Raw genomic sequence first — 18,630 nt, 5'->3', positions numbered from 1 at the left:
TTATTCTTTTAGCTGGTAAAAAATTCTTGATAAATCAATTCTCTGTCATTCACAACGAAAATAAAAAAAAGCATGTTGAATCGATTGTCGCCATGGCCGTTTACCAGGCGGACAATGCGAGATGGCTTCAAGAATCGATTGAAAGCATAACAAAGCAAACCTATTCGGATTTTCTTTTCATAATTGTTATTGATGGGCCGGTACCTAAGCCTATAACTCAAGTGCTTCAAAGCGCAGCCGAAAACGACGATAGAATCGTTCTAGCACAAAATAGCCACAATATTGGTCTTGCAAGCAGTATGAATTCTGCCATCGATTTTGGTTTGCAGTTTAACCCCTCCTATTTTGTAAGAATGGATGCAGACGATATCTCCGAAGCTCACCGCTTGTTGCGTCAAATTACTTACCTAAATCGGCATAGCAACATATCCGTACTCGGTTCAGCGCTTACTGAAATTAACGAAAGCGGGAAAAAAGTCGGAGCGCGGGTAATGCCAGCGTCGCACAAACAAATAACCCGAATACTACCTAGGCGTTGCTCGCTTAATCATCCTACGGTGGTGATCCGATATAGCGTGTTTCATGATGGCCACAGATACAATGGCGACCTACTCAACACGCAAGATTATTTTTTCTGGATTTTGCTAGCTTCACAAGGTTATATCTTCAGAAACCTAAAGGATCGATTATTAAAGTTTAGAAGAGTAAATAACTTCTATAAGCGTCGCGGACTAAGCAAATCTCTCAACGAATTTAAAGCGCGCATCTTTGCGATCACCAAATTAAAACAGTTTTCACCCTATAACTTTTTTTATGCTTGCGGTGTCCTATCATTGCGCTTAATGCCAGGAAAAGTGGTTAAACTGGCATACAAGCTCGACAGACATTTGTTAGAGAGGTTTGGTAAGCATTGAAAACAGGGATTGTCGTAATACTTTATAACCCCGATATTGGGCACCTTACTAATGTGATTCAGGCTTTTTCGGCGCCAGAATGGGATTTAGTGCTAGTTGATAATTCTGCCAATGCTGATGAGCGTTTGAATACATCTCTCTGCACTTACATTCATTGTGGAATTAATCTGGGTATTGCTAAAGCTCAAAATATAGGTTTGGAAAAGCTTTTTGATAAAGGTGTTGAATACGCTTTCCTACTCGACCAAGATAGCCAGTTTACACCTACCATTGCCAATGAATTATTACGCCAATTTACTAGTTTGGAGCAAGAAGCGCCTATCGCAGCTATAGGTCCTTCTATTTACTGTCAATTTTCTGATTGTGTTGATCAGGGTGTGCTTCAAAAAGGTAAAAAGATCTCCGATAGCTTGAAGGAAGTGAAACAAATTATTGCCTCAGGCATGCTTATCTCTCGTCGTGCTTTTGAGAGAGTGGGTGGAAAAGAAGAGGCGCTTTTCATTGATGGTGTTGATCATGAATGGTGCTGGCGAGCTCGAGCAAAAGGTATGGTCATTTATCAGTCGTTGAGCGCTTGTATGCCTCATCGGCAAGGCGACGATAGAGTGAAAGTGTGTGGTGTAATGTTTAAGCAAGGTGCTCCTATCAGACTCTACTATCAGTTTCGCAACGTGCTTATTCTTGCCCGTCGTAGCTACGTTCCGCTTTATTGGAAGCTTCGTCATGTTTGTGCAATACCCGTAAGGTATCTTGTTAACCGATTTTGCTTTGGGCAAGGAAATGCGAGAGGGCAGTACATGCGCCATGGGTTAAAAGATGGTCTTAAGCGCCACGGCGGCCCTTTTCAATCTAACAAGTGTTTTAAATAAGCGTCGCTAATCAGCTACTTTTAACTAAAAGGTATGCTGTAAGGTAAAAATTTACTCACTGCACTTTCACTGTATTGGTGCATTAGATATTATTTATCCCAAATTTTGTGCATTAATGAGTGAAAAATAACCGTAATGCCCATTTTCAAGACGCAAGTGCTCTAAAAGGGTAATTGGAACATCGATTGCATTACTCTTTTGTATAATAGCGAATATAGATAAGCTTAAGAAGTAAATGACGGCAAGGCGCCGACTTGAGCGAGTAACTAGGATTTTAAAAAAGGATATTAACTTATGAGTCAGGTGAAAAAAGCGGTAATTCCTGTAGCAGGTCTTGGGACGAGAATGCTTCCAGCAACGAAAGCTATCCCTAAAGAGATGTTACCTGTGGTTGATAAGCCACTAATTCAATACGTTGTTAGTGAATGTGTTGCGGCAGGTGTAAAGGAAATTATTCTAGTAACTCACGCTAGTAAGAACAGCATTGAAAACCACTTTGATACTTCATTTGAACTTGAAGCAACGCTTGAAAAACGTGTTAAGCGTCAACTTTTAGAAGAAGTTCAGTCAATTTGTCCGAAAGACGTAACTATCATGCATATTCGTCAAGGCGTAGCTAACGGTTTAGGTCACGCTGTATTGTGCGCTCGCCCGTTAATCGGTGATGCTCCTTTTGCTGTAGTTCTTCCTGACGTGATAATTGACGATGTGGCAAGTGATCCTAAAAAGGATAACCTTGCTGATATGGTAGCTAAATTCAATACCAGCCGTGTAAGCCAAGTTATGGTTGAGCAGGTACCAGAAGAAGATATTTCTAAATTTGGTATTGCTGACCTAGACGGCGCAGCTATCGCACCAGGAGATTCAGCTAAAATTCACAAGATGGTTGAGAAGCCTCCTCTTGACGAAGCGCCTTCAGACCTAGCCGTAGTAGGTAGATATGTGCTTTCAGAAAAAATTTGGGATTTGCTAGAGTTTACACCACCAGGTGCGGGCGGCGAAGTTCAACTTACCGATGCTATTGATGCACTGATGAAGCTTGAACAAGTAGATGCTTACTACATGAAAGGTAAGAGCCACGATTGCGGAAGCAAGCTAGGCTACATGAAAGCTAATGTAGAATATGCATTACGCCATCCTTCTTTAGGTGATGAGTTTAAAGAGTACTTAGCGTCTGTAGTGAAATAATAAAGTATTTCGGAAGCTACAAGTAATATAAAAATGCGCCAATATTGGCGCATTTTTTGTTTTTAATCACTCTTTGAACGCAGCTAGACTAACCATTAGATTATCGTTTAGGGGCGTTAAGCTAATATCATTTACTTAACACGCACATGATTTTCTATTTTGCTTAGCATTTTTTCGCCAATGCCTTTTACTTGGGTTAGTTGTGCGACTTCAAGAAAGGGCCCTACTTCCTCTCGATACTTAATTATTGCCTTGGCTTTAGACCGACCGACGCCTGGCAGCGAAATTAACTGCTCCACAGACGCTGAGTTTAAGTCGATGCGCTGCTGTAGGTTTGTTTCTTTATGCTGTGTTTGCTTACTACTTTCTACTTCAGCATGAACCATAGGAGCTTGAATAGCTAGCGCTGATAGAGCGAGTAAGCCAGAGATTAATTTTTTCATCATCTTTCCTTGTAAGTGTTGCTAAGTACGCTACCCAATTTTGAGGCATTACGTCTTAGCTAAATGGTATTAAATTTATGTACCCAGAGTGCACTGACTTTTTCTAGTCTTAGTACTATCGAAAGTAACTCGTCCATAACTATTAGACTCTATTCGATGTAGCGATTAGTAACAAAGCGCAAAGCACTTTAGTGTGTACAAACAAGATAATAGAGGCGGGTTGAAAAAGCGGTAGTCCAGTTTTAGTACAGGTTTTAGTCGGAAAGTGGAAAGTAATGTATAAAAAAACGGGCTAGAAAGCCCGTTTTCAAATAATATCAGTGCTAAAGCACAAAGCGTTTATAGACGGTCAAGAAGCGCTTGGGTAAATTCTGTAGTACCGGCTTCACCACCTAGGTCGCGAGTGGTGCGGTCGCCAGATTCAATAACGTCTTTCAATGCTGCGCGAATTTTCTCTGCTTTATCACCCATGTTTAGGTATTCAAGCATTTGCGCTGCAGCAAGTACTACAGACGTTGGGTTCGCAAGGTTTTTACCCGCGATATCTGGTGCAGAGCCATGAACCGCTTCAAAGATCGCACAGTCTTCACCAATGTTTGCGCCTGGTGCCATACCAAGACCACCAACAAGACCCGCACACAGGTCTGAAAGGATGTCACCGAAAAGGTTAGTGGTTACGATAACGTCAAACTGGTGAGGGTTCATCACAAGCTGCATACAGCAGTTATCTACAATCATCTCAGCAGATTCGATGTCTGGGTAACGCTCGCCAACTTCACGGGCAACTTTTAGGAATAGACCTGACGTCGACTTAAGAATGTTTGCTTTGTGAACCGCTGTTACTTTCTTACGGCCTTCGCGACGTGCAAGCTCATAAGCGAAAGTTACGATTTTCTCAGCGCCGTCACGAGTAATTTTACTCATTGCTTCAGCTTCGTTGCCGTCTTCTGAAACAACTTGCCCAAGACCAGAGTACATACCCTGCGTGTTTTCACGTACAGTGATGATATCAATATCTTCGTAACGTGCTTTTGTGCCCTTAAAAGACATTACCGGGCGTAGGTTAGCGTACAGTTTAAACTGCTTGCGAAGACTAACGTTGATAGACGTAAAGCCTTCACCAACTGGCGTAGTTAGAGGGCCTTTAAGCGCAACTTTATTTTTTGCGATAAGGTCTAGTGTTTCTTGAGGTAGAAGCTCGCCATGTTCTTCCAGTGCAACTAAGCCCGCATCGGCATAGTCATAGGCAAAGTCACAGCCAACCTTATCTAGAATTTTTGTGGTCGCATCGATAATGTCCGGGCCAATGCCGTCACCGCGAATGACTGTAATACGTTGCTGAGTCATGTGGAGGGATCCTCTGGTAATTCTGTTGTCAAAATCGTTAGGTTTATTCAATTTTTGATTTGGCGCGCGAGGTGCCAAGTTCTGCTTGCTTACTTATTATAATTGAAATTGTAGGGAAAAAGGATAAAGCACTGCAAAAGTTGCCGTATTTTATACGATAGCCGGCGCAAGTTATAGCCATTCGTAAAGATAAATTAAGGTGATAGGGCGATAAATTTGTCGTTAGACACTGATCTAGTTATTAAATAGTGTTGCAGCATGTATAGGGCATTATTTAATAAGTCGCTCACGTAAATTATCACGCGTTTGCTAGAAGGTCGGGATAAATAGGGTGGGCTCTAATAAAGCAATCTTAATTGATTTGAGTGCGGTTAAAAGTTCGTATGCGTAGCTACAGAGAAAGAGGGCAAAAGAGTAGCTGTCCATTGGACTCAAGTGCATTGAAAACATCATTAGGTTGCATATTTAGAATGCTGATGAGCGTTTTCACGTTAATATCATGAAGTAACGAATAGACATCTTGGTGAAATAGACATGCTTTCGCGAGAGCAAAGCTTAATACTAAAATCGCCTGTTCTTTTTGAATCGACTTTGGAACTTCAGTGCTCGCTTTTCCACATTGATGTATTACCGCGCGCCAGGTAGAACTCTGATGCCAACTACCAGCGAGTTCCGACGCTATTGCTAGCCAAGGCGTATCCGACTTCACTTTAAACGCGTTATTAATAGATACGATATTGTCGAGGCGAACAGGCAAGGATTTAGATACTTTGAAACCTGGGAGTGTGAATAGGGGAGTGCAAATAAAAGTCATCGTTAAGGCTGCCGACTGCGGCGTAAACTTCGAATCTACAATTTGTGCAAAGTAGCTAGAAAATGAGCACGCTAGTAAGGTTATTTGCTTACACATTCCCATAAGTGGAAATTGATTTTGCGTTAACCGCTCTAAAAGAGCGAACTGAATAAGCATGTCTCCCACTCGTTCTATACCGTAGGTTAATACAGCCTGTTTTATGCTTTTCACTGGCAGTTGTAACCTGTTGTCTTGACTCGCAGTGAGCATCAAAAAATGATTAAAAGTGGGGACTTTTTCAATTTTTTCACACAGCTGTTCAATCACTACATCTTGCTTTTGCAATTCGTCGATAATGGTAATAAGCGCTTTGGGGGGATGTTGAATAGCGAATGTAGAAGGCAGGTACGGAGTGCCGCCCTGGTTCACTCTGGCATTGGCGGTGTCTGTGTACAGCGCTATGAAATGCTCAAAGGGTATTGATAAAGGCACCGGAGCTTGAATAGCCGATAAAGGAAGCCATTTACCATCTTCGTCATCTTTGCTAAGCGTAAATACATAACCATGATTTTGCTGCACATCTACCAAAACGCCAGGCACACCCTTAGCAAAAACTTTTGCTCCGGGAAGCAAACCTTCGAATAGCTGAATAAGCGGTGCGATATGATGGCGATGATAGGCAGGTAGACGACAAGCTATGTGGGTAAATACCGCTTGGTAATCGTTTTTTTTCGCGTTTGTTGCAAAAACACCAGAGAGAAGACTAAGCCTCTGCGCCAAGTTTAGTCGGTTATCTGCAATAAAGTTAATGTATTTTCCCGTCTGAAAGGCTTTTTGCAATTTTACCGTATCTTGCCAAATGGCCAGATTGTGTTTACGCAAAAAGCGAATAACTTCAGGAATGCTATCTCGTGGTGTTTTAGCGCTTGATAGCCAAAAGGTCGCAAGTAAAGACGCAAGAACGTGCTGTAAATAATGATCGTTGAATCGACACAGCTTGCCAAACAGTGCCAATAGCAAAAGTTGTTGCGTGTCTTTAGGTAAGTCGTTATCGATATGAAGCGTGGCCGCAGCTAAGGCTGGGTTTGCATTAACTAACGTCAATATCCGTTTTGCGTTTTTTAACCAATGATTAATACGCTGCTCGACTGATAACTCAGCTTCGCCTAGATGAACAAGGCGTTTAAGTGTGGAAATGATGCCGGTCACTCCCCATCCTTTTAACTTTTTTGATAGCTAGAGTAAGCCCCTTCACCCCAAGCTATAAGCTTATCGTTTTCGAACAGCAAAGGTGTGCACTCATCTTGCGTAGTCAATCCGTCTGCACGTACGTGCTGGGTTCTAAAAAACATAACCTGAATCGCTGTAGCACCTTGTCGTTTAGCTTCTGTGATGTCAGGCGAACCTAGTAAAGCAAGTACCTCTTCTCGTGTACTACCTAGTTTCAATTTAGTAATTTGAACTCGGTTGTATTCTTCACGGTCTTTCCAATCCATATTTTCAGGTTTATCTGGGTAAAAGGCGATAACCATAAAAACAAACACCGCGTATAACGCGACGCCCGCTAAAATTAGACGAATAACCTTGGTATTCATGACCGTTACTTCTCGTTTTCTATACTCAAATGTTAGTTAGGGTTATTAGCGTCTCAAAGCATGAGCCTTTGACAAGGTATACTGATCGCTCGCAACATTTTTCTGTTTAACACCGCTCTGATCAAGTGTACCTTAAAACGCCTATTAAGCATAAGTAGTAAACGTAAGCAAATGCGTCTCCTTACAATTTTGCTTGCTTAGCCACTTTTCACAACATAACAAGGTTCGTAGGCACTGCCAGGTAGCTTCATCCTGTGTTGTTTTACAAATGATTCTAATAGTGTATCGACTTTTTCCATAAGAGTACTATCGCCGGTAAGCTCGAAGGGACCGTGTTCTTTGATTTGTGCGATGCCTTCGGCCTTTACATTTCCAGCAACGATGCCTGAAAATGCTTTACGCAAATTTGCAGCAAGATCGCTTTCACTTTGATCTAGATGTAGCTGTAATGCTGCCATGCTTTCGTGAGTGGGAATGAAAGGTTGTTGGAAGTCCTGTTCAATTTTAAGTGACCAGTTAAAGCTGAAAGCATCACCCATTGCCCCTCTAAATTTTCTAACTTTTTCAAGGTGTTTACTCATAGTACGGGCGACTTCTTCAGGATCATTCACGATAATTTGATACTTTGACTGGGCCTCTGCGCCCAACGTGGCTCCAACAAAGGTGTCGATGGCTTCAAAATACTCTTCGCTGCCTGCAGGTCCGGTTAATATAAAAGGGAATGGTTGTTGCGCATTGCGCTCATTCATCAATATCCCAAGTAAATAAAGCAGTTCCTCAGCTGTTCCTACACCGCCCGGAAATACAATGATTCCGTGCCCTAATCTCACGAAGGCTTCTAAACGCTTTTCAATATCTGGCATGATAATGAGCTCGTTCACAATCGCATTAGGTGGCTCGGCGGCAATAATACTGGGTTCAGAAATGCCTATATATCGACCTGATTTGTGACGTTGCTTTGCGTGACCTATCGTCGCTCCTTTCATTGGGCCTTTCATTGCGCCCGGTCCGCAGCCAGTACAAATATTCATATCGCGCAGGCCTAACTGATAGCCTACTTCTTTCGTGTATTTATATTCGACTTGATTGATAGAGTGACCGCCCCAGCACACTATAGTATTCACGCTATCGTTACCTTCAAGGGCTTTAGCGTGACGTAGCATGTCAAACACCATATCGGTGATCTCACTTCCGTCAGCGGGCGCTGTCTGATGAAGAAATGCATACTTGTTGCCCATGTAAAGTAAATCACGCAGTACAGCAAACAAGTGTTCATGAACACCGCGAACAAGTTTTTCGTCTACGAATGCGACTTCTGGCGGATTAACAAGTTCGATCTTTACGCCTCGCTCTCGGCGGATGAGTTTAATTTCAAAATTCTCAAAAGGGGCGAAAAGCGCTTCAAAATCGTCTTCATCCACTCCGCTGTTCAATACTGCAAGGCTGCAGTTTCTAAACATGGAGAAGAGCTCGCTATTTGTTGCATCTTGGAGGCGGGATACTTCCACTTGCGAAAGCTGACTCATTGAGCCTACGGGATTAAGCTGAACTTTCTTCATACTTCACACCTTATAAGTCAGTGCTTAAATCAGTTACTACAAGATTGCGGCCGTTTCGCTTCGCTTTGTAGAGGTATTCATCCGCGCGTTCGAAAACCGTTTCAGTTGTGTCTTCTTTACCAAAGCAGGTCGCGCCAAATGATGCAGTAATTTTGACTTTCTCTTGCTTAAATTTAAACGGCATAGCAGCCAGTTTAGTTCTAATTTCATTAAGCTTTTCGTCAATCTCTGTCATCTGCGATTCAGGCAGTAGCATCACGAACTCTTCGCCTCCCCACCGTGCCACAAAGTCTTTTTCAGAAAGGTTCTGTTTCAAAAACTTACTTACCACCTGAAGCGTTTTGTCACCGGCGGCATGACCAAATCGATCGTTAATCGATTTAAAATGATCGATATCGACTACGGCGACAGCAAGTGTTGTCCCAACTTCCTTATAGTTAGCGAAAGCGGCATCCAGTTTCTCGTTATAAGCTTGTCTATTTGGTAAACGAGTGAGCGGGTCGGTACGACTTTGCATCGCTTGTTCAGCCAGCTTCTTTTTATAAACGCTGGTTTGCTGTTGCAATGTATCGATGCGTGACTGCATGGACGATAGCAGTGCCAAAAGTGCTTCTTGCCCTTGTTCATCGTTGTCTTGCTGTTCGCTTAACGTTGCTACAAGTTTTTCTACGCGAAGCTGGGTCTGCTCTTTCAGGGATTCTAATGATTCACTCTCTGAAACAGTTTCTTCAATATAACTAATATGCCGTTTAATCTGCTCTGTACCGGCTTTGCGTTGTTCGAACTGCGCTTGGCTATCTTCTATGGCTATATTTACGTCGTTACTGACTTCACCAAGTGAACGATGAAGGCTCTGTATAACTTTGCCAGTCAGGCTTGCTTCAGACATTGCATCTTGCACAATCATTCGCAAAATAACTACGCAGCTTTTAAGCAACTGGTCTTCACTCATGCCCTCGTCAAGACGTTGCTTGATATCGTTAAGCTGCTGGTCGTTCTGTTTCTTTTGTGCATAAGAAGCGATGAGATGATTGAGTTCAACTAGAATTGAGCGGTAATGTGGGTTGTCGTCTTTTACCGAGCGAGCAGGGACACTTTGCTGTACCTCTGCTGAGCTTCCAACCTCATTAGAAGGTTCAAGCCCTATCATTTCTTTATTCAGCGCAATGCGGTGAAGCGCAATGGCTTTAGCGTAAAGCTTATAGATACTGAAGATATCGCCTACAGGCTGGTTAAGTTTAATTAGCTCTTGTGTAGTAAGGCCTTTCAATTCGTTGTCTTCAAAGACAATTTTCTGCAGCTGTTTCATTGCATCTTCTAGCGTCGAAACGGTGTCAATACTATACTTTCTTAACGTAATTTCTTGACGCTGAAGAGATTTGTTGAGCTTCTCAATACTTACAGCGGCAAGGCTAAAGTTAGGCGTACCTGAAAGATGACCGCGCAGCACTTTGAGTTCGGAATCTATTTTATCGGAAAAGCCCTCATAAAATGCTGAGAGCCTCACGATAAATTGACAAAGAAGCGCGTTGTTTTGTTTTAGGGCTTGTAGTTGTTTTGCTTCCATAATCTCGTCTTTGTTCTAAGTCGCAATTATCGTCGCGATTTAGTTAGCTTTTGTTTGTGTGCTTCATCGCTGTATTACTGACGCGCCTGACGATGGTTAGCATAAGGTGCTTCGAAATTCGAGCGGAAAGGGTTGATGTCTAAGCCTCCGCGCCGGGTATAGCGAGCACAAACTGTTAACTTAGCTGGCTTACAATGCTGCATAATATCGTTGTAAATACGCTCAACGCATTGCTCATGAAATTCATTGTGCTGCCTAAAGCTAATCAGATATTTTAAAAGCCCTTCGTGATCAATGGCTTTTCCTTCATACCTAATTTGAATACTAGCCCAATCTGGCTGACTTGTGATTAAACAATTAGATTTAAGTAAATGAGAAACCAAGGTCTCTTTGGTATCGACATTATTCTCGGTAACCGCTAAAAATTGTGTGTTAGGTGAGTATTGCTCGATTTCCACATCAAGGTTATCTAATAAAATTCCCTCGAATTCCTTAAACTGCAATGCGGTAAACTGTTGAGGAAGAATGAGTTTTACCTGAACCTGCTCCCCTGCACATTTAGATAAATCAGCTTGAAGTACTTTTTTTACGTCTTCTGGTGACGCAAACTTTGATTGATTGAAGCTATTCAGGTAAAGCTTGAACGATTTTGATTCTATGAGGTTTGGGGAAGTAATAGGAACATTACATTCCAAAATGGCCACATTAGGCTTTCCTTTTTCATTAAGCCAAGAAAGTTCATATCCCGTCCAAGTGTCTATCCCGTCAAACGGTAATTCAGAATCGTTAAGGGATAGCGTATCTCGACTTAAACTGCGAGGTACCCCTTGCAATAAGCTTGGGTTGTATTCAAATTCATAGTCAACCTGTTTTCCCAGAGACAGGTCATCAGGTGCGGAGATAATAATTTTTTGAGGCGAATTGTCAGTCGACATAAGAACCTTTCATCTATCTACTTAAAGTGCTAATCGGTGTGCTGCTACAGCTTAATTTTATGAGGGTACGTTATGAACTAGCAGCACAGCCTAAGCAACCCCAGTATTGACTTAACTGTTTAGTTGTATAGTGTACCCCAAAAATACGAGGGTAACGTCAAAATGGCTCTAACAATTCCTGCACAATTAGATAAATTTGTATCATCTTATGTCGAACAAGCTGAAGGTAGGGGATTAAAAATCGCATTTGACAGCGAATGGCCATCGCCTTGCTACAAAAATAGTGCGAATGACGGTGAGCTCGTCAGTTGGGCTCCCGTGCTGCAATCTCCTCCACACTCTTTCGATAATGTTGAAGAAGCACTGACCTTAACGCTCAATCCAGATTATTGTCAGTTTTTCACTCGTTATTACAGTGACAATTTAAAGGCAGTGGCACCTCAAGGTAACTGCGAATTGCTTCAAGTGTTTAATAGCGAAGACTTTGAAAGGCTACAACAGAATTTGGTCGGTCACTTGTTAATGAAGCAAAGGCTCAAACAAGCACCTACGTTGTTTTTCGGGTTAACAGACGAAGAGGATTTTATATTAACGGTCGTCAACGAAAGCGGTGAAGTTGCATTAGAACAAGTAGGAAGAGAGCCTGCTAAAATACTTGCCCCGTCTCTAGCCGTATTTCTTGAGCAACTCACTCCTCGTGCTTGAAAATAGCGCCTTTATATAACCTACCTACAAACACTCACTACTTTCTTTGTTCGCATTAGTGTTTACTGAGCATTCATCAATTTAAGTAATGCCTGTTTTAATTCAGCAACTTCCTTTTCTAATGTTTCCACACGGGTTTGAAGGCTGTCTGGTCGGTGTGTATTTAACGAAGTACTTTGTGCAGATTGGGCTTCTTTGCCGGTGGCGTCGAGCTGAGGCCTATGTGCATTGAATCGTTTAATTGCTTCAATAGCTTCTGTTACTGACACCTTAAATGGGGCTTTAGACCTTAAAATGCCTACCGTTGGCGTTTTGCCTTCCTGATACATTTGAAGACATAAAACGTGCAGTTGCTGTAAGTTCGAATTAGACATAAGAGTAAAATTTTTGTAGATCGCGAATATAGCCAGTGTAGCTTGTTCACATAGTCAAATTCACTAATAAGTTACTGATTTCGCTATTTTTTAGATGTGAAAAAGTTGGCCGTAAGATAAAGTCAATATAAATCAAGAGGATATGCTTTTGGTACTATTCTTGTTTACTTAGTTTTGAATCACGTTTGTTCACACCATTAAGTGGATGAAAAATAAACGGTGCATTGCATTCAGTGTCGATTCACATAGTAAGAGTAATACTCTGCATGGTTATAAGTATCGACAATGTTTGCATTTGTAAGGTTTGCAACTGAAAGGCCATTAGGCTCTTAATTTAAAAATAAAAAACAACACACATATTTAAGGAATTCACATGAAAACGGTTCTTCTTTCTGTAGCTTTAGCATCTTCTGTTTTGCTTTCTGGCTGTGTCGTATCTGTAGGGGGCGGGTCAGATAGCCACTATGGCGCAGATTGGGAAGATAGAGAGTTTAATAACCGCAAACATATCGCAAATCTTGAGACGGGCACGAGCTATGAAAGTGTTTTAAGAAAAATGGGCGTTGCAGACTTTAACGAACTGTTTGAAAAGCAAGACGGAACATATCGCGTACTATATTACCGCACCCAAAAAACAATGGGCGATGGTATAACGACGAAAGATGAGTGTACGCCCCTTGTTTTTAGAAATAGCAGCTTAGTAGGGTGGGGCGATAGCGCATACAGCCTAATGCACTAATTTGTGATTTAGCGAATGTATAGCGATGTAAAAATTGCCGAAAAGTTAAATGTTAATTAAAAGTTAACATGAAAGGGGTTTTCAAGTAGGCTAATGTTTAGACAGTGTGAGTGGGTGATGGCGCGAAGATAAAGTGAGTGCCGTGTTGACCACTTGTTCTTATTTTACCGAACTTTTACCGAGTTTAGTAAAAACAACTAAACAGCTTTGCGTACATGGAGCCCCTATGAACACCGATGCCCACAACAACGCGTTAGCCCCCTTGCAAGACACTGTCAAAGCGATTTACCTTTCAGTCGACGATCTCAAAGTTGCCGCATCTATACTTTACAATGCGTATGTTGATGACCCACTATTCATCGATATCTTTCAGGCGGAAAAAGAAGGTTATGAAAGTCGCCTTCGGTCAGCCATTCGCGAGGAACTTAACGCATTTTGGGTGGCAGAACAGCCCATGATTGGTTTATTTGACGACGATAGATTGATTGCGGTGGCATGCCTTACCGCACCGGATGCGGCTTTTGGTGCAGGGCGTTACTGGCACTGGCGATTGAGAATGCTGCTAACCGCAGGTTTGTTCGGCACCAAACAAATGCTGGAAAAAGAAGAGAAAGTAAGAGCGCTAGTACCTGCAGATAATTTCCATATGCTGAGTTTTATTGCGGTGCATCCTGATTATCAACACCACGGTCTCGGGCATATATTGCTAGGCGCCATCGATAGTGTTGTCGAAGAGGACGACAAAAGCGAAGGCGTTTCGGTATTTGTGACTGTAGATAAACATCGTACGTTTTTTAACGACGATAACTACCAGGTTGTTGGACAACTAAGCCTTTCCCACGTTCAGGGGGAAGTCATGTTCAGACAGAAGTGATACTTTTTTATTCAAAGTAATGCCCCTAACAGAATATCGCCATAAACAGTTCCAATCTTTACGCCAAATTTACTACAGCGTTTGTAAGACATGTCCTACAAATGCTGTGAGTGATCTTACCTAAATTATGAAAGAGTTATTCATACTAAAGTATATAACCCTTGTTTTATAAGGCTTTTTTCTTGTTAGCCAAAAGTCGTACAAAAACTTTTCTTAAATCTCTGTAATTCAATATGGCGGTAATATTTGGAAGGGATACTATGAACATGTCACAAGGAAACACGACGAGTCAGGGATTGAGTCAGAAATTCATTAATGGAATAAATTAGGACAACTTAAGGAAGAGATTCTCACAAGGTTGTGAGTAAAAGGAAGGGACGCAGTAGGGAATTGCGAAACAAGGAAGTGACAAAGGACTGAAGGGAACGAACGGATTTCATGGACGGTAAGTGTGATAGGAATGTCACAGACAGGACGTAGCATGGATAAGGACAAAGCTAGCAGGGAGCTAGTGGCAAGGAGCCAAGGGCAAGGCGGCTTGTAAGGAATTTCTAGTTTGCATGGACGAGCAAACCAAGGATGAAAGAGGGACATGCTAAAGGATTAGGAAAGCTGTAGCAGGATGTGCAGCAAATAAAGGACGAAGGAAGGGAAGGTCAGCGGAGTCTGACATGGACAGCCTCAGGATGAGGAACACTGCATGCAGGATGTGCAGTAACAAAGGAAAAAAGGAAAGGGACCTACGCATGGAAGTGTAGCTCGCACAGGAAGTCGCGAGAGTAGATGGAAAGGGGCGTATACGGATTTTAATCGGGAAGATTTTAGTCGCAAAGGATCGCGGAGAAGGATACTCAAAATTCCAGGAAAAAGGGGAGCCGTCAGGTTCCCCTTTTTTTTGCAATGTTCGTACTCCTTGGTGTGTCACCTTGATGTACAAGCACTATACCTACCCTAAAACGCTGTGATTACGAACATATTAAATCGCGTTGAGTGGGTAAGGATCTATACGGACCGGTATTATATAGCGCTCAGTCAAACCAGTGGCGCGTTTTGTTTGCAAACCACACTAGCGAAAGCATAACGGGCACTTCAACTAATACGCCGACCACAGTGGCAAGTGCTGCGCCGCTGTGCAAACCAAATAGTGAAATGGCTACGGCGACCGCCAGCTCGAAAAAGTTCGATGTACCAATCATACATGCAGGTGCTGCAATATTATGCGGCAGTTTCATACGTTTTGCCGCAAAGTAAGCAATGGCAAAAATACCGTAAGTTTGTATTAGTAGCGGTATTGCAATAAGCACGATGTCTTGCGGCTGCGATAAAATAGTTTCGGCCTGCAGACCAAACAAAATAACAATAGTGAGAAGCAACCCAATTACTGAGAAAGGCTTAAATTTGCTTACTAGTGCGTCAACCGCGTTGTTTCCTAAACCTGTTTTCTGCACGCTGTTGTTTTTGTTTTCCAATTGGCGGCGCGTTACATAACCCGCTACCAGCGGCAATACCACATAGAGTGCTACAGAAAGTAGCAGAGTGTCCCAAGGAACCGTGATGTCTGTCACACCAAGCAGCATGGCGGTAAGCGGTGCAAAGGCAACGACCATAATAAGGTCGTTAATTGATACCTGAACTAAGGTGTAATTAGCATCCCCTTTGGTAAGGTGACTCCACACAAAAACCATGGCAGTGCACGGTGCTACACCCAGTAAGATCATGCCCGCAATGTATTCAGTGGCGGTTTGCGGGTCTACCCAGTCGGCAAAAATGCCTTTAAAGAATAGCCAGCCTAAAAGCGCCATACTGAAAGGTTTGATAAGCCAGTTAACCACAAGCGTTAGCACTAGGCCCTTCGGCTTTTTACCCACATCTTTAATAGAGCCAAAGTCTATTTGTACCATCATTGGGTATATCATTAGCCAAATAAGTACTGCCACTACAAGGTTTACGTGGGCATATTCAAGCGCCGCAATAGACGCAAATACACCCGGCATGGCATAGCCTAGGCCGACCCCTGCAATAATGCAAAGACCTACCCACACTGATAAATAACGTTCAAAGAAACCCATCTCTACTCACCTTTGTCTTAATTTTACAACGATTTTTGATTAACGCGCTTGCTCACTTCGTCTGCGCTTTCAACGCGCTCAGAATAGCGATCAACTAAAAAGTCTTTGTTGTCGCGGGTAAGCAATGTGAATTTCACCAGTTCTTCAACTACGTCTACAATTCGGTTGTAGTAAGGTGATGGTTTCATGCGACCATCGTCTTCAAATTCTAGAAACGCTTTTGCAACAGAAGACTGGTTAGGGATGGTTAACATGCGCATCCAGCGGCCTAAAATGCGCATCTGGTTTACCGCATTAAACGATTGTGAACCGCCTGATACCTGCATAATGGCCAGCGTTTTCCCTTGAGTAGGGCGCACGCCACCAAGGCTAAGCGGTACCCAGTCGATCATGCTTTTCATGATGCCGGTCATGCTACCGTGACGCTCTGGCGAACACCAAATTTGGCCTTCAGACCACAACATAAGCTCGCGCAGTTCTTTAACTTTTGGGTGTGACTCATCTTCAGTATCAGGCTGCGGCAAACCGCGCGGGTCAAAAATTTTGGCCTCTGCACCAAAGTATTCAAGCAATCGGGCTGATTCTTCTATAACTAGGCGGCTATAAGAGCGTTCTCTAAGTGAGCCGTAAAGCAATAAAATGCGCGGCTTGTGGTCTGAAAACCTTGCTGCAAAGTTAGCCATAATGGGTTTGTGCATTTGCTCCATTACCGCGTTATCAGAGGGGCTTTCAGCTGTTGTTATTTCCTGTTCCATTGATTGACCTTTGCTCATTACTGGGCGCCTAATTTTGATAGCGCCTCTTTAAGCGCTGCTTTATCTAAGTTTTTCTCAGCAAGCTCTGCTAATGCCGCTACACGCTTTTCAATAATATTGATGGTGTTGTTGAATGCTTCAGCTTTTTCCTGTTCGCTACCTTCTAACTTAGACGGGTCTTCTAAGCCCCAGTGCACCTTAAGCGATTTGCCGAAATAAACGGGGCATGATTCACCCGCCGCTGAATCACAAACGGTTACAACGAGGTCAGCGTTATAATCTTCAAATTCATCCCACGATTGGCTTTGAAGCCCGTTGGTCTCAAATCCGCGCTCTGCAAGGTATTTAAGAGAGAGAGGGTGAACTTCACCGACAGGCTGACTGCCCGCGCTGCGCGCTTCTACATTACCGTTAGAGGCATTAGTGATGGCCTCGCAAAGAATACTGCGGCAACGGTTGTGCGTACAAATGTATAAAATCTTCATATAAAAACCTTATTTAAATGGCTGAAGCTACTTTAGTTAGCTATCAAAAAGTTGAAAAAGTTAAAAAGTAAGCCGCTTGCAATGTGCTAAGGGCAATCACCTTCGTGATGTACATCAAAGTAAGTGAGCGTTAGCAATTTTCGCAGGACAAATTCGCTAATGGCTCACCAATGTATGCACTATTATTCGACGCAGTGTTTTTGATAACGTCTAGCGCCCAAGCAGGCAAGTCAGGATGAAGTTGGTAATACACCCACTTGCCCTTACGGGTATCGAGCACTAAACCGCATTTTCGTAAATCTGCAAGATGACGTGAAATTTTTGGCTGGCTTAGTTGGAGCGCATCGGTGAGATCGCACACGCATAACTCGCCTTTTACGCTAAGCATTAGTAGCGTCTTTAAGCGAGTGTCTTCCGACAGGCATTTGAAAAATGTTAAGGGCGCTATCTGCGCAGGTTCACAACAAATCGACATAAAAATCATCACATATGAAATTTCGTATGTGATGTATCGTATATGAAATTCCGTATATGTCAATAACGCATCTGAAATTTCATATATGTGTAATAGGAATGAAGTGGTTTAAAAGCTAATTAAGGAAGTGCTTAAATCTATTGGCTTTCAGGAACGGCGGCCTCAAACGACATCGCTACTTGTTTGCCGTTTACCCCATTGTAGTGAATGATAACTTCGTTCATAAAGGCGTACCATGTCGGGTTCGGGTGCCAAATAGCCATAAGGTCTTTTTTAGCATTTTGTTCACTTTCGCCCAGTACGTTAATTCTATAAAGATAGGTAAAAGCAGCACCCCGCCAATTCAGTTTACAGTGGGTGAGTACCTTGTCTTCCTTAACATCTACGCTTTGCATAAATGCCGCGTAATTTAAAAAGTTAGCGAGCGTTGGGCCTTCCCAATCAACGGGCACATTAAAGTAGTCGAGTCCTAATTCTGAGGTAGTTAAAATCTCACTCGCTCGATTTCCTGGGATCAAATCTATAACGTGTGTTACCCCTTCCTCTTTTAACAAAGAAAGATGAGAGGCATCAGGCAAGCCTGAAGAATACATAAAGGGCGCGTTTTTTTGGTAGTTAGTGAGCGTTGAAAGGGTAGGTGTGGTCTCAACCTGCGTGTCGGCACTTGTTTTCGATGCTGTAGCGTGAGCGTTCACAGGTGCACTTAAACCTAGCCCTAGACCGATACAAGCAGCGGTAACAGTAAAACTAAATGTAGGCTTTTTAAACGATAGTGACTTTTTCATTCTTGTATCTACTGCTGGCTGGGGCTTTTTCATAATTTAGCGCTCAATGTTGACACTGTTTAAAGGTGGCAATGTTGCCACGTCTTACGTTACACACTTGATTGCGTGTTGTCCAAACGGTAAAGCCACCCTTTTGTAATTAGGGCTAGTTGACCTTTG

The 18,630-nt window shown here is 42.7% G+C and carries 19 protein-coding genes; 6 read left to right on the top strand and 13 right to left on the bottom strand.

All coding sequences use genetic code 11. The features are described 5' to 3' along the window. Positions 1–26 precede the first annotated feature (26 nt). The 3 genes from ACXAFM_RS04925 (at position 27) to galU (ending at position 2,971) form a co-directional block, all read left to right on the top strand. Positions 27–914: a glycosyltransferase gene (locus ACXAFM_RS04925; RefSeq protein WP_474827423.1), complete on the top strand. Its 888-nt coding sequence runs from the start codon at positions 27–29 to the stop codon at positions 912–914. Beyond that, positions 911–1,783: a glycosyltransferase family 2 protein gene (locus ACXAFM_RS04920; protein WP_474827421.1), complete on the top strand. Its 873-nt coding sequence runs from the start codon at positions 911–913 to the stop codon at positions 1,781–1,783. The genes ACXAFM_RS04925 and ACXAFM_RS04920 overlap by 4 nt, the downstream gene beginning before the upstream one ends. Positions 1,784–2,077: 294 nt before the next feature. Further along, positions 2,078–2,971, top strand: a complete 894-nt coding sequence (gene galU / locus ACXAFM_RS04915; protein ID WP_474827419.1) for a UTP--glucose-1-phosphate uridylyltransferase GalU — start codon at positions 2,078–2,080, stop codon at positions 2,969–2,971. Positions 2,972–3,102: 131 nt separating this feature from the next. On the opposite strand, the gene ACXAFM_RS04910 is transcribed toward galU, so the two are convergent. From ACXAFM_RS04910 to queF, 7 genes are all read right to left on the bottom strand, one after another. Then, positions 3,103–3,414, bottom strand: coding sequence for a ComEA family DNA-binding protein (locus ACXAFM_RS04910; RefSeq protein WP_474827417.1), 312 nt, complete (start codon positions 3,412–3,414; stop codon positions 3,103–3,105). 339 nt (positions 3,415–3,753) lie between these two features. After that, positions 3,754–4,761 carry an isocitrate dehydrogenase gene (locus ACXAFM_RS04905; RefSeq protein WP_012517475.1) on the bottom strand — a complete coding sequence of 336 codons (1,008 nt, stop codon included), beginning with the start codon at positions 4,759–4,761 and terminating at the stop codon, positions 3,754–3,756. Positions 4,762–5,152: 391 nt separating this feature from the next. Next, positions 5,153–6,763 carry a histidine kinase gene (locus ACXAFM_RS04900; protein ID WP_474827415.1) on the bottom strand — a complete coding sequence of 537 codons (1,611 nt, stop codon included), beginning with the start codon at positions 6,761–6,763 and terminating at the stop codon, positions 5,153–5,155. An 11-nt stretch (positions 6,764–6,774) separates the two neighbouring features. Further along, positions 6,775–7,149, bottom strand: a complete 375-nt coding sequence (locus ACXAFM_RS04895; RefSeq protein WP_269918820.1) for a DUF3192 domain-containing protein — start codon at positions 7,147–7,149, stop codon at positions 6,775–6,777. A gap of 197 nt (positions 7,150–7,346) precedes the next feature. Then, positions 7,347–8,708, bottom strand: coding sequence for a nucleotide 5'-monophosphate nucleosidase PpnN (ppnN, locus tag ACXAFM_RS04890; protein ID WP_474833566.1), 1,362 nt, complete (start codon positions 8,706–8,708; stop codon positions 7,347–7,349). A gap of 10 nt (positions 8,709–8,718) precedes the next feature. Continuing rightward, positions 8,719–10,275, bottom strand: a complete 1,557-nt coding sequence (locus ACXAFM_RS04885; RefSeq protein ID WP_474827411.1) for a GGDEF domain-containing protein — start codon at positions 10,273–10,275, stop codon at positions 8,719–8,721. Positions 10,276–10,349: 74 nt separating this feature from the next. Next, positions 10,350–11,210: an NADPH-dependent 7-cyano-7-deazaguanine reductase QueF gene (queF, locus tag ACXAFM_RS04880; protein ID WP_474827409.1), complete on the bottom strand. Its 861-nt coding sequence runs from the start codon at positions 11,208–11,210 to the stop codon at positions 10,350–10,352. Between the two features lie 162 nt (positions 11,211–11,372). Here queF and syd point away from each other — a divergent pair, with 162 nt between their 5' ends. Next, positions 11,373–11,915: a SecY-interacting protein gene (syd, locus tag ACXAFM_RS04875; RefSeq protein WP_474827407.1), complete on the top strand. Its 543-nt coding sequence runs from the start codon at positions 11,373–11,375 to the stop codon at positions 11,913–11,915. A gap of 62 nt (positions 11,916–11,977) precedes the next feature. Here syd and ACXAFM_RS04870 read toward each other — a convergent pair whose 3' ends face one another. Next, positions 11,978–12,289, bottom strand: coding sequence for a hypothetical protein (locus tag ACXAFM_RS04870; protein WP_474827405.1), 312 nt, complete (start codon positions 12,287–12,289; stop codon positions 11,978–11,980). A gap of 373 nt (positions 12,290–12,662) precedes the next feature. Here ACXAFM_RS04870 and ACXAFM_RS04865 point away from each other — a divergent pair, with 373 nt between their 5' ends. Next, complete coding sequence (locus ACXAFM_RS04865) at positions 12,663–13,028, top strand: DUF3192 domain-containing protein (RefSeq protein ID WP_179982590.1); 366 nt, start codon at positions 12,663–12,665, stop codon at positions 13,026–13,028. A gap of 226 nt (positions 13,029–13,254) precedes the next feature. Beyond that, complete coding sequence (locus ACXAFM_RS04860) at positions 13,255–13,902, top strand: GNAT family N-acetyltransferase (RefSeq protein WP_474808347.1); 648 nt, start codon at positions 13,255–13,257, stop codon at positions 13,900–13,902. A gap of 1,028 nt (positions 13,903–14,930) precedes the next feature. Here the strand turns inward: ACXAFM_RS04860 and arsB are convergent. From arsB to ACXAFM_RS04835, 5 genes are all read right to left on the bottom strand, one after another. Next, positions 14,931–15,971, bottom strand: a complete 1,041-nt coding sequence (arsB, locus tag ACXAFM_RS04855) for an ACR3 family arsenite efflux transporter (RefSeq protein WP_474827402.1) — start codon at positions 15,969–15,971, stop codon at positions 14,931–14,933. A 23-nt stretch (positions 15,972–15,994) separates the two neighbouring features. Further along, on the bottom strand, positions 15,995–16,678 hold the full coding sequence (gene arsH / locus ACXAFM_RS04850; RefSeq protein ID WP_474830516.1) for an arsenical resistance protein ArsH: 684 nt from the start codon (positions 16,676–16,678) through the stop codon (positions 15,995–15,997). 65 nt (positions 16,679–16,743) lie between these two features. Continuing rightward, positions 16,744–17,211: an arsenate reductase ArsC gene (locus ACXAFM_RS04845; protein ID WP_474827400.1), complete on the bottom strand. Its 468-nt coding sequence runs from the start codon at positions 17,209–17,211 to the stop codon at positions 16,744–16,746. Between the two features lie 130 nt (positions 17,212–17,341). Continuing rightward, positions 17,342–17,695 carry a metalloregulator ArsR/SmtB family transcription factor gene (locus ACXAFM_RS04840; protein ID WP_474830514.1) on the bottom strand — a complete coding sequence of 118 codons (354 nt, stop codon included), beginning with the start codon at positions 17,693–17,695 and terminating at the stop codon, positions 17,342–17,344. Between the two features lie 128 nt (positions 17,696–17,823). Next, positions 17,824–18,504, bottom strand: a complete 681-nt coding sequence (locus tag ACXAFM_RS04835) for a protein-tyrosine phosphatase family protein (RefSeq protein WP_474827398.1) — start codon at positions 18,502–18,504, stop codon at positions 17,824–17,826. Positions 18,505–18,630 lie beyond the last annotated feature (126 nt).

It is taken from the genome of Alteromonas sp. ABD4_190, assembly GCF_056160105.1.
The sequence above is the reverse complement of the archived record's forward strand: the minus strand, read 5'-3'. Positions and strand labels throughout refer to the sequence as shown.

Coding starts and splice junctions, on each gene's coding strand:
- galU (WP_474827419.1), top strand. CDS start 2,078: ATGAGTCAGGTGAAAAAAGCGGTAATTCCTGTAGCAGGTCTTGGGACG.
- ACXAFM_RS04910 (WP_474827417.1), bottom strand. CDS start 3,414: ATGAAAAAATTAATCTCTGGCTTACTCGCTCTATCAGCGCTAGCTATT.
- ACXAFM_RS04905 (WP_012517475.1), bottom strand. CDS start 4,761: ATGACTCAGCAACGTATTACAGTCATTCGCGGTGACGGCATTGGCCCG.
- ACXAFM_RS04895 (WP_269918820.1), bottom strand. CDS start 7,149: ATGAATACCAAGGTTATTCGTCTAATTTTAGCGGGCGTCGCGTTATAC.
- ppnN (WP_474833566.1), bottom strand. CDS start 8,708: ATGAAGAAAGTTCAGCTTAATCCCGTAGGCTCAATGAGTCAGCTTTCG.
- ACXAFM_RS04885 (WP_474827411.1), bottom strand. CDS start 10,275: ATGGAAGCAAAACAACTACAAGCCCTAAAACAAAACAACGCGCTTCTT.
- queF (WP_474827409.1), bottom strand. CDS start 11,210: ATGTCGACTGACAATTCGCCTCAAAAAATTATTATCTCCGCACCTGAT.
- syd (WP_474827407.1), top strand. CDS start 11,373: ATGGCTCTAACAATTCCTGCACAATTAGATAAATTTGTATCATCTTAT.
- ACXAFM_RS04870 (WP_474827405.1), bottom strand. CDS start 12,289: ATGTCTAATTCGAACTTACAGCAACTGCACGTTTTATGTCTTCAAATG.
- ACXAFM_RS04865 (WP_179982590.1), top strand. CDS start 12,663: ATGAAAACGGTTCTTCTTTCTGTAGCTTTAGCATCTTCTGTTTTGCTT.
- ACXAFM_RS04860 (WP_474808347.1), top strand. CDS start 13,255: ATGAACACCGATGCCCACAACAACGCGTTAGCCCCCTTGCAAGACACT.
- arsB (WP_474827402.1), bottom strand. CDS start 15,971: ATGGGTTTCTTTGAACGTTATTTATCAGTGTGGGTAGGTCTTTGCATT.
- arsH (WP_474830516.1), bottom strand. CDS start 16,678: ATGGAGCAAATGCACAAACCCATTATGGCTAACTTTGCAGCAAGGTTT.
- ACXAFM_RS04845 (WP_474827400.1), bottom strand. CDS start 17,211: ATGAAGATTTTATACATTTGTACGCACAACCGTTGCCGCAGTATTCTT.
- ACXAFM_RS04840 (WP_474830514.1), bottom strand. CDS start 17,695: ATGATTTTTATGTCGATTTGTTGTGAACCTGCGCAGATAGCGCCCTTA.
- ACXAFM_RS04835 (WP_474827398.1), bottom strand. CDS start 18,504: ATGAAAAAGCCCCAGCCAGCAGTAGATACAAGAATGAAAAAGTCACTA.